11 protein-coding genes and 1 pseudogene are annotated in these 11,114 nt (G+C 35.2%); 11 read left to right on the plus strand and 1 reads right to left on the minus strand.

Going from position 1 to position 11,114, the window contains the following annotated elements; translation table 11 throughout:
* From ACEWK1_RS25835 to ACEWK1_RS25855, 5 genes and pseudogenes are all read left to right on the plus strand, one after another.
* A pseudogene (locus ACEWK1_RS25835) lies at window positions 1-396 on the plus strand (tRNA 4-thiouridine(8) synthase ThiI); the annotation flags it as partial.
* Between the two features lie 107 nt (window positions 397-503).
* Entirely contained in the window at window positions 504-719 is a 216-nt protein-coding gene (locus ACEWK1_RS25840) for an alpha/beta-type small acid-soluble spore protein (RefSeq protein WP_121663059.1), read from the plus strand.
* Window positions 720-789: 70 nt separating this feature from the next.
* Window positions 790-933, plus strand: a complete 144-nt coding sequence (locus tag ACEWK1_RS25845; protein ID WP_162987437.1) for a hypothetical protein — start codon at window positions 790-792, stop codon at window positions 931-933.
* A gap of 161 nt (window positions 934-1,094) precedes the next feature.
* Window positions 1,095-2,678, plus strand: coding sequence for an acyl-CoA synthetase MbcS (gene mbcS / locus ACEWK1_RS25850; RefSeq protein WP_212136925.1), 1,584 nt, complete (start codon window positions 1,095-1,097; stop codon window positions 2,676-2,678).
* A 166-nt stretch (window positions 2,679-2,844) separates the two neighbouring features.
* A complete protein-coding gene (locus tag ACEWK1_RS25855; RefSeq protein WP_212136923.1) occupies window positions 2,845-4,446 on the plus strand; it encodes an amidohydrolase in 1,602 nt (533 codons plus the stop codon).
* A gap of 37 nt (window positions 4,447-4,483) precedes the next feature.
* Here the strand turns inward: ACEWK1_RS25855 and ACEWK1_RS25860 are convergent, their stop codons facing one another.
* Window positions 4,484-5,284 (minus strand): NAD kinase, encoded by an 801-nt coding sequence (locus tag ACEWK1_RS25860; protein WP_121663056.1) that lies wholly within the window; start codon window positions 5,282-5,284, stop codon window positions 4,484-4,486.
* 154 nt (window positions 5,285-5,438) lie between these two features.
* On the opposite strand from ACEWK1_RS25860, the gene sppA reads away from it, so the two are divergent.
* From sppA to ACEWK1_RS25890, 6 genes are all read left to right on the plus strand, one after another.
* Window positions 5,439-6,443 (plus strand): signal peptide peptidase SppA, encoded by a 1,005-nt coding sequence (gene sppA / locus ACEWK1_RS25865; RefSeq protein WP_121663055.1) that lies wholly within the window; start codon window positions 5,439-5,441, stop codon window positions 6,441-6,443.
* 12 nt (window positions 6,444-6,455) lie between these two features.
* The gene (locus ACEWK1_RS25870) at window positions 6,456-6,983 is read left to right on the plus strand and encodes an RDD family protein (protein ID WP_212136921.1); all 528 of its coding nucleotides are present in this window, start codon (window positions 6,456-6,458) and stop codon (window positions 6,981-6,983) included.
* A 722-nt stretch (window positions 6,984-7,705) separates the two neighbouring features.
* Entirely contained in the window at window positions 7,706-8,386 is a 681-nt protein-coding gene (locus ACEWK1_RS25875) for a DUF2953 domain-containing protein (protein ID WP_121665068.1), read from the plus strand.
* Between the two features lie 76 nt (window positions 8,387-8,462).
* On the plus strand, window positions 8,463-8,945 hold the full coding sequence (gene ytfJ, locus ACEWK1_RS25880) for a GerW family sporulation protein (RefSeq protein ID WP_212136919.1): 483 nt from the start codon (window positions 8,463-8,465) through the stop codon (window positions 8,943-8,945).
* Between the two features lie 127 nt (window positions 8,946-9,072).
* On the plus strand, window positions 9,073-9,573 hold the full coding sequence (gene tpx, locus ACEWK1_RS25885) for a thiol peroxidase (RefSeq protein ID WP_098795008.1): 501 nt from the start codon (window positions 9,073-9,075) through the stop codon (window positions 9,571-9,573).
* Window positions 9,574-9,720: 147 nt separating this feature from the next.
* Complete coding sequence (locus ACEWK1_RS25890) at window positions 9,721-10,710, plus strand: class I SAM-dependent methyltransferase (protein ID WP_121663052.1); 990 nt, start codon at window positions 9,721-9,723, stop codon at window positions 10,708-10,710.
* The last annotated feature ends 404 nt before the right edge of the window (window positions 10,711-11,114 follow it).

Raw genomic sequence — 11,114 nt, forward strand, 5'->3', positions numbered from 1 at the left:
CTAAAAATAGCAGACAAGCTTCGCGAAAAACAACAGGGCTTGGCGCTAATAACTGGAGAAAGCCTTGGTCAAGTGGCTAGTCAAACATTGGAAAGCATGGTTGCAATTAACGATGTAACAAATACTCCTATTTTAAGACCATTGATCACAATGGATAAGACAGAAATCATTTCGATTGCAAAAGAAATTGGAACACATGATATCTCTATCCGTCCATATGAGGATTGTTGTACAATTTTCACCCCAGCAAATCCTAAAACAAGACCTAAGGTAGAAAAAGTATCTAGATTTGAAAGCTTCGTTGATTTTGATGAACTTGTAGATGAAGCCGTTTCTAACATAGAAGTATTAACCATTGCTAAAGAGAGAGAAGCTGATTTTGATTCTTTATTCTAATGGTTGAGCTTAGATAAATGTGAATTAGTTGTGAAGAATTTCCAACTAAAATAATGAATGAAGCCATGTGTATTTACACATTCTATACTCACAAGGAGGTGATACACATGGCACAAAACAGTGGATCTAATAGCTCAAACCAACTTGTTGTACCTGGTGCTGCACAAGCTATCGATCAAATGAAGTATGAAATCGCTTCTGAATTTGGTGTTAACTTAGGACCAGAAACAACTTCACGTGCTAACGGTTCAGTTGGTGGTGAAATCACAAAACGTTTAGTTTCTTTTGCTCAACAACAAATGAGCGGTTCTTTCCAACAATAATTAAATAAATAATGGCTACTAAGGGTGGGGGAAACCCCACTCTTTTCATGTGAAAAAAGGGGTGTTTTATTTGACTAGAGATGATCGAGAAGAAATAGCAGAAGAATATGATGGAGAAAGAGAACAACGACAAAAACTCCAAAAAAGTAGAAAACAACAAAGAAAAAGAAGAAATGAACCAAAAAATGCTAAACAAGCAAATGAACAAAGCTAAGATAAATTCCTGACAGGCCTTATTGGGTCTGTTTTTTAGTTTACTCTAGATTATTATGTCGGAAATCCGCATATAATCTGTCATAATGAAGTTTCATTAACATTTAAAAAGTTGGGTCGATTAGGTATAATATGAAGTATAAATGTGAAGGAGGGGGAAATATGGTAAGAGAAGAACTTCTTGCACCACCAATTTATAATCTAGTTGAAGAAATAGAGAAATATGCTGGAGACTCCACAAAAGTTGCATTAAAATGGGAAAACGAACAAGGTGAGAAAAAGGAAATTACCTACCATTCATTAATAAATCGAGTAAATCAGATTGGAAACGCTTTAATAGAGCAGGGGTTAAAGCCTGGACAAACAGTTTTAGTGGTGATTCCTAGAGTGATAGATGCCTACGCTGTATATTTGGGAGCGTTAAAGGCAGGGTTAGTTGTTATTCCTAGCTCAGAAATGCTGAAAACAAAAGATTTACAATACCGAATTACACATGGAGATGTAAAGGCCGTTATAAGCTATGGGCTTTATACAGAAGAATTTAAAGAGATAAAAGAATATCCTTCCCTAAAAAAATTTGTTGTAGAGGGAAATAAACAAGATTGGACTTCGTTAGAAGAATTGATTAGTTCACAAAGTACCTCAATGGAACCAGTCCAAACAAAGTCAGATAGCATGGCTTTTATATCTTATACTTCTGGTACAACAGGTAACCCTAAAGGGGTTGTCCATACACATGGGTGGGCTTTTGCTCATTTAAGAACAGCCGCAAAAAATTGGCTAAGTATTGATGAAAATGACGTTGTTTGGGCAACTGCAGGCCCTGGTTGGCAAAAGTGGGTTTGGAGTCCATTTTTATCTGTATTAGGTTCCGGTGCAACGGGATTGATCTACCACGGGAAGTTTGATCCAGAAAAATACTTACAACTTTTAGACGATTACAGTGTAAATGTTTTATGTTGTACACCAACTGAATATCGTTTAATGGCAAAGGTTGAAAAACTAGATCAATATTCACTTACAAACTTACATAGTGCTGTATCTGCTGGAGAGCCTTTAAATAGAGAGGTTATTGAAACATTCCAAAAATATTTTAATGTGAGTGTACGCGACGGTTATGGACAAACAGAGAACACTTTACTTGTAGGTGTTTTAAAAGGAATGGAAATTAAGCCTGGTTCAATGGGGAAACCAACACCAGGTAATGATGTGAAAATTATTAATGATGAAAGTGAAGTTTGTGCTGTAGGGGAAGTTGGAGACATTGCGGTTCACCGAGACACACCAGCTTTATTTAAAGAATACTATAAGGATTTTGAACGAACAGCTATGCAGTTCAGAGGTGATTATTATGTAACTGGTGACCGTGCCCGAATGGATGAGGATGGATATTTCTGGTTCGAAGGTAGAAGTGATGATATTATTATTAGTTCAGGATATACCATTGGACCTTTCGAGGTAGAAGATGCACTTGTAAAACATCCATATGTGAAAGAATGTGCTGTTGTTGCAAGTCCTGACGAGGTAAGAGGAAATGTTGTAAAAGCATTTGTTGTGTTAAGAAATCCTTCATTAGCCAATGAACCAGACCTTATATCGACCCTTCAGCAGCACGTGAAAGATTTAACAGCTCCTTATAAGTATCCGAGAGAAATCGAATTTATTGAAGATTTACCAAAAACAACTTCAGGAAAAATTCGACGCGTAGTATTAAGAGACCGTGAATTAAAGCTTAAACAGGCGTAGTATAGAAAAACTTTTCTTATTGCCACGTCCTAATGTGAAAGCTTTAGACATTTCGATACTATCGTACTTAAAAAATAACCAGGGGAAATTACTTCCTGGTTATTTTTTATGGAAGTTGAAATGTGGTACCATTCAGTAAATGAATTCTTTTAGGTGGAGGAATAATATGGGAACGTTATGGTATGGTGGAAACATCTACACATTAGAGCAGGAAAAAGGGAAAGTTCATGCCGTTTTCACAAAAAATGGACGAATCGTAGACGTAGGTAGCTATGAAACACTTACTACTCAGTACTCCGATGAAATTACAGAGAAACAGGACCTACAAGGTCATACAATGATTCCAGGGCTGGTCGATAGCCATCTTCATTTAATTGCTCATGGAGAAAAGCTGCTAAGACTGGATTTTTCAAGAACAACTGACTCTAGTGAGATTATACAAAGTATAAAAAAAAGAGCAACTGAAGTAAAAAAAGGAAGTTGGATTATTGGCGAGGGTTGGAACGAAAATCAATTAGAAGATCAAAGAATACTTCATCGCTCAGAGTTAGATGAGGTATCGCCAGATCATCCTGTTATGTTAAGACGTATATGTAGGCATGCAATTATAGCTAATTCAAAAGCATTGGAACTTGCAAATATTTCTAAAGAATCAGAGGATCCAGCAGGTGGGGTTATTGTCAGAGATCAGGAGCTTAACCCAACTGGATATTTGTTAGATCAAGCACAGGAGCTTGTACTTAATATCGCTCCATCCCCGACGGTAGAAGAACTGGAGTTTGCTCTTCATACATCTATTAAAGATTGCTATCAAAAAGGGCTGGTAGGAGCTCATACTGAAGATCTCTCTTACTATGGAAGTTTGGAAAATACATTAGAAGCTTTTCAAAGAGTATTAAACAATGGCATGAAATTTCGAAGTCATTTACTTGTTCATCATCTTATCGTTGATGAATTTCAACAGAAAAAGAGAGAGATTGGAGAGTTTGGTGAATTTGGTGCTATGAAAATCTTTGCTGATGGTGCACTTGGGGGAAGAACTGCGCTTCTTAGTTTTCCATATAAAGATGAACCAACAACATCAGGAGTTGCTATTCACACAAAGAAAGAGTTAGAGGAATTGGTCCAAAAGGCGAGACAATATAAAATGGAAGTTGCAGTTCATGTAATTGGTGACCTAGCATTTCAATGGACAATTGATATCATTAAAAACAATCCACCTTTAAAGGGACAACATGATCGTCTTATTCATGCTCAAATTCTGAGAAAAGAATTAATTGAAAAAGCTAAACATTTACCTATTATTTTAGATATTCAGCCTCGTTTTGTCACTAGTGATTTTCCATGGGTTATTGACCGAATTGGGGAAGAGCATTTAGAATCCTGCTATGCTTGGAAAACACTTTTAAATGAAGGAATTCACTGTGCAGGAGGATCAGATGCACCAATTGAGCCGGTTGATCCCTTATTAGGAATTCATGCTGCTGTGACAAGAACAAGCGAATATGAAGAAACAGGGAAAAGTTATCTGCCTGAAGAAAAATTATCTATGTACGAAGCTGTTGAGCTTTTTACAAAGGGCAGCGCATACGCTATTCATCATGAGCAAGATAGAGGTATGATCAAAAAAGGATATACGGCAGATTTTACAATTTTGGATCAAGATATTTTTACAATTGAACCTGATAAACTCTTAAGTACAAATGTCATGATGACTGTAGTAGATAATGACATTGTTTATAAGAAGAATGCGTTGCAAACAACATAAACCGAGGAAGGCATTCTTCCTCGGTTTATTAACTCTATTATAAAAATGTTCTCTGTACTTTTTCCCAGTAAGAATTATCTTTAAGTTTAACCGTTTTAATTGGTTGTTCGCTTAGACCGAACTCTAATTCCTGGACATGGCGAATACTTAATGCTTCATTATCCATTCCAATAACAGGATAATCATTACCATCTTGTACAACCTTAAGCTTTAATTTTCTTTTATCGCTAAGAATAAAGGAAGAGCCTAGGGTACGGTAAAGGTTATTGTTTAATGAAGCTAATTCACTCACTTGTATACACGGTAACATAGGGTCAACCACTGCTCCGTTTACAGACTTGGTATACCCAGTGCTTCCAGTTGGTGTAGCAATCAACATACCATCTCCTCGGAATGTTTCAAAATGGAGATTATCAATAAAAACATCAATAACAAATGTTTTAATGATGCTTGAACGAATAGAACATTCATTTAAGCATTTAAACGTTGTTGAATCATCGATTTTTACTTCTAAAACAGGATAACGTCTTACTTCTATTTGAGATTCATTTATTGCTTCTATCATTTTCTCAATATCATCTAAATGAAAATCGCAGTATAGGCTTAATGTATCATCAACGCCGATACCCACATACAAGCAATCTGATCTGAAATTTGTTTTTCGAGCAGCTTGAAGGAAAGCACCATCTCCACCGATACTGACAATGATGTTTGCTTTTTTATAATCATTTACAACTATAAAATCACTTTTTTTAGCAGCTTCAATTAATGTGTTAATTTTTTCAAGTGTATGTTCCTCTTTTTTGTAGAAAAAGTAAATATTACGACGATCTGTCACAATGATTCCTCCTTAGATATGTAAATCTCCACATTTTTCCTTGAAGATGGTACAATACTTTATGTTGTTTAGTTTACCACTTTTACATAAGAAAATGTTTCAACCTGCTAGATAAATCATAACATACTGCAAAAAAACAGAGGAGGTAAGAACAATGAATGGTAAGCGCTGGGGAGCTTTAGCAATCGCAGCTGTTTTATTTGTATTTTCCATTATTATCAGTTCAACGATGATGTTCTTAAATCAAAGTGAGATGTTTGCGGAAGCTTTCTCAACTGGTTCTGAATTTTCGGAGGAAGTCATTGATGAGGGCTCTGAATTTAGTAAAATTCTTGTTTTAAATGTAAATGGAGTGATCCAAGACACAGGCGAAGATGTTACCTCGTTCTTTAGTACAGCGGGATATAAACATCAAACGTTTTTAGATATGATAGAGGCTGCAGGTGAGGATAACACGATAAAAGGAGTCATCTTAAGGGTGAATTCTCCTGGTGGCGGAGTTGTAGAAAGTGCGGAAATACATAAAAAACTTCTTGAGTTAAAAGAAACTAGCAAAAAACCATTGTATGTATCGATGGGAACACAAGCAGCATCAGGAGGATATTATATTTCTACAGCAGGAGATAAAATTTTTGCTGCACCCGATACGTTAACTGGTTCTTTAGGTGTAATCATGCAGTCTATTAACTATGGTGGATTGGCTGAAAAGTATGGTGTAAAGTTTGAAACGATTAAGAGCGGACCATACAAGGATATTTTTTCACCAACCCGTGAAATGACAGAGGACGAAAGAAACATTCTACAATCTATGGTCGATAATGCTTATGCGGGATTTGTAGATGTTATCACAGAAGGACGACCATTGTCAGAAGATCAGGTACGAAAGGTTGCAGATGGTAGAATTTACGATGGAAGACAAGCAAAGGAAATTAAGTTAATTGATGAATTAGGTTATTTTGACGACACAGTTGAAGCAATGAAAAAAGATTTGAAAATTAAGGATGCGCAAGTGATTCAATATGGTACAGCTTTAGGTTTTGAAAGCCTTCTATCAATGACTGCTAGCAAAGTATTTAGGGAAGACATTGAACTGTCAAATCTTTATCAGCTTCTGTCAAATACAAATTCACCAAGGCTAATGTATTTATATTCTGAATAAGGAGGGCTGTATGTGGACGCTACATATGAGGGGTTAGATCATTCTGAAAAGGATCAACCTGTAGAAAAAGAAACAGTTGTAGACTATACAAATCTACTAGCAGGCTTCTGGATTCGTTTTTGGGCATATTTAATAGACCTGATTGTTATTGGTAGTATGAATCGTATCCTTGTTTATCCTCTGTTACAATTAATAGGCATAGATACAAATGATTCATTTATCTTTTCTATTGTTTCAATTATTACTGCCATTACATTTTTTGCATATTTTGTAATCATGACAAAACTGTTGAAGCAAACCTTAGGGAAAATGGTTTTTGGACTAAAAGTAGTTTCTGCTAAGGGAGAAGAAAATTTAAATTGGGCTACAATCCTATTCAGAGAGTTAATTGGAAGGTATATTTCAAAAATTATTTGGATTGGTTATGTGATTGCAGCATTTACTCCCAAAAAACAAGCTTTACATGATATTTTTGCTGACACCCTAGTTATTCATGAAAAAATATTTTCAAAATCAATTAAAGAAGAGTCTGTTGTTTAATCAACAGGCATCGGACTGTAGATAAACTCGATTATAATCGGTCTTGTCTACAGTCTTTTTTTGGGCTTGAGGTGAAAAGAGTCTGTTGATTTCCTTTCCAGGCGTCAAAGCGAAAGGAAACCATCGAGCAAATGGTCATCATCTCCCTTATGAAGACCATTACTCTTCGAATACCTAGCAGAAATGGTCATCATCTCTCATATGAAGACCATTACTCTTCGAATACCTAGCAGAAATGGTCATCATCTCCCTTAGGAAGACCAATACTCTTCGAATACCTAGCAGAAGTGGTCATCATCTCCCTTATGAAGACCATCTTTCTTCGAATACCTAGCAGAAATGGTCATCATCTTCCTTATGAGGACCATTACTCTTTGAATTCCTAGCAGAAATGGTCATCATCTCCCTTATGAAGACTATTTCTCTTCGAATACCTAGCAGAAATGGTCATCATCTTCCTTATGAAGACCATTACTCTTTGAATTCCTAGCAGAAATGGTCATCATCTCCCTTAGGAAGACCAATACTCTTCGTATTCCTAACAGCTGTGTTCCTCATCTCACTTATGAGAAAGTGTGGCATGCGCTGGCATAATCCCAATTTCTTTTGTCTAAAAACTGAAGCATTTGTTTAATCAACAGCCTTTTTTTTAACCTGTTTATGAAAGCAGGTTTATTTTAATTTTTAAGAGGTGATAATGCAAAATGAAAGGGTGTGGCATAATGGTTTGGATCATAGTCATTTTACTGATATTATTATTCCTTTTTTTCCTTATTTTAATGACAAGACTAACAGTTATCATTGATTTACTTCACGTCGGAGATGATGATCATTTAAAAATAAAGTTTCGTGCATGGCTTGGCATTATTCGTTATACGATATCCATTCCTTTAATAAAGGTTGATGATGAAGCAAATGTAATTGTTAAGCAAGAGCAGAAGCTTGGTGATGAGAATTCAAACAAAAAGGTGAAAAAGGGAAAAGAAAAGATTACACCTGAAGAGGAAGTAAAAGCTATACATGATGTAAAAGAAATTTTACAGCATGTAGTAGGATTACATAAAATAGTACGACGGTTTTTAAAGAAAGTAAAAGTGAAAGAATTTGAGTGGCATTCACAAATCGGAATTGGAGATGCTGCCCATACAGGAATGCTGACAGGATTAGCGTGGTCGATAAAAGGTGGGGTGGTTGGAATTGTTAGTCAATATATGCAGTTGCATACAACACCCATTATTTCAATTACACCTGAATTTAATGTTTATTGTTCAAGAACAAAATTACAATGTATGATTCAATTTCGAATCGGGCAAGCTATGTTGGCAGGTATTCAGCTTATCAAATATTGGAAAGGTGGTCGCCCTAAACTTAAGAGCAAACCATTTTCATTTTTTGCAAATTAGCATGAAATAAGATGGCTATGACCCCTTCTCGATGAGATGAGCATGACCGGTTATAATTTCTAAAGGAGGCTACATAATGAGTGATCATCCAATTCAAGGGTTAATGAAGACTGCAATGGAAAATTTAAAACAAATGATTGATGTAAATACCATTGTAGGAGATCCTGTTGAAACACCCGATGGAAGTGTAATTTTAACTGTTTCAAAGGTTGGCTTTGGGTTTGCAGCTGGAGGTAGTGAATTTAATTCAGCTAGCAAAGAAGAAGGTGATGGTCAAGGTCAAAAAACACCAAAACTTCCATTTGGCGGCGGAAGTGGTGGTGGAGTTTCAATCACTCCTATCGCATTCTTAATCGTTTCTTCAAATGGAGTGAAGATGCTTCATTTAGACGAGAGCACCCATTTATACGAGAAAATTTTGGAGGCTGCACCTCAAGCGGTTGAAAAAATTCAAGGTATATTTAAAAAGGATAAGGGGAATGAACAAAAGAATGATCCTTTAGAAGATATTAATAGCAATCAATCAAGTCAAAATCAAAAACAAGATCTAGACATTTAACTGCCTACTAGTAGGCAGTTATTTTTTCGGAAGGTAAAGTAAACTGAACTTTAAAAACATAATAATTGATAATTTTGGAAAGCTAGGCTATATTTACTCTGTACATAATTAAAAGGAGGAGTTCGGTATGGCATCTATTACGTTCAAAAATAACCCAGTTACATTACTAGGAAATGAAGTTAATGTTGGTGATCAAGCACCAGATTTTACTGTACTAGCAAATGATTTATCACCAGTTTCACTAGCTGATTCAAAAGGGAAAGTACGTATTATTTCAGTAGTTCCTTCTATTGATACAGGAGTTTGTGATGCACAAACACGCCGTTTTAATGAAGATGCATCAAAGCTTGAAAATGTTGAAGTGTTAACAGTTAGCATGGATTTACCATTTGCACAAAAAAGATGGTGTGCATCGAATGGTCTTGAAAATGTAAAAACATTATCTGATCATCGTGATGCTTCTTTTGGTGAAGCTTATGGTGTATTAATTAAGGAATTACGTTTATTAGCAAGATCAGTATTTGTTGTAGATTCAAACGATAAAGTAACATATGTGGAATATGTTAGTGAAGCAACAAACCATCCAAATTATGAAGCGGCGATTGAAGCGGCTAAAGCTGCACAATAAGGTTTAATCATGTGGGACTGACAATATGTCGGTCCTTTTTCTATTTTTATTTCGTTTTCTATTTACTGATTCTAGGACGATTACTTTGACTAAACGAAAAACAATGTCTAGAATGGAAAGAGGTAAAGTGCTAGGAGGAGTAAATGTATGAAAACAATATCAAAGATTGAAAATTTGTTTGCAGTAATAAATGAAACAGCAGATTTACTCGCTCAGGAGTGTAATATTACATACATAGAGGCGTTAGCTGAAACAGGAGAAAACTTATTTCAACAATCTATCTTACAAGAGGATTTAAGTGAGGTAACTTCTAAAAGCTTAAAAAGAAAATATGAATCTGTAACGTTAGGTTCGTATGATAGAGAAGAATTGCGAAAAGCTTTTCAATTAGCAATCTTAAAAGGATTAAAAGATGGTGCACACCCTAATCATCAAATGACACCAGATACAATAGGCTTGTTCTTGGGGTATCTTGTTAGTAAATTTGTGGGGAAACAAAACAAACTATCAATACTAGATCCAGCAGTAGGAACGGGGAATTTACTTACAACAATCCTGAATTATTTAACGATTGATGAAGTGGATAGTTACGGAGTTGAAGTTGATGATTTGCTTATTAGATTAGCTTATATAAGCGCAAATCTTCAGGAGCATCCTGTTCAATTTTTTAATCAAGATAGCTTAGAGCGATTGTTTATAGATCCAGTTGATCTAGTTGTTTGCGATCTTCCAGTTGGGTATTATCCTAATGATGTGGAAGCAGCAAAATATGAATTAAAAGCTGATGAAGGTCATTCTTATTCACATCACCTTTTTATGGAGCAGAGCATTAAACATATTAAGGAAGATGGATATTTATTTTTTGTTGTTCCTAATTCTTTATTTGAAACAAAAGAAGCGCCAAAGCTAAATGAATATTTACGGAAAGTAGCATTTATACAAGGCTTTATTAAATTACCATTATCACTCTTTAAAGATGAAAGACATGGAAAAAGTATTTTAATTCTTCAGAAAAAAGGAGAAAAAGCTACCCAGCCAAAACAAGCAATATTAGCTGAGCTTCCGAAATTTTCAAATAAAGAGGCAATGAGCTCAATTATGAAGCAAATCGATAAATGGTTTAGTGAAAACAAGTAATGAAAACCTAGAAAGAGGCTCAAAGGAGTCTCTTTTTTGATTTGGTAAAATTTGCTTAGAGAATGTCTAAAAAAGGGTGTAAATTCGTTATCCACCGTACCTAATCCATAAGTTTAATTATTTGAATTATACGAATTTTAGGTGTAACCGATTGCAATTTTATCAAGTTCTTGAAATGTCGAAATGTCAGTGTTTAAATGGAAAAGGCAGATAATAATCGGTAGCATTTTGTAGAGAATAAGAATGTAAAGATCGATGATGAATCTCTGTGAAATGATTTTTTTTTCAATATAGACTAACGATTAAATGAAAGATGTCTTGCTGATCGTTTTACATATGAAGAGTTCTTGTTAACGGCAGCTTGTATACACAAAAAAGGAGAGTTACTAAATGGCAAAAATTAT

Origin of the sequence: Metabacillus sp. YM-086 (assembly GCF_048059995.1) — a bacterium.
GTDB classification, from domain to species: Bacteria; Bacillota; Bacilli; order Bacillales; family Bacillaceae; genus Metabacillus; species Metabacillus litoralis_B.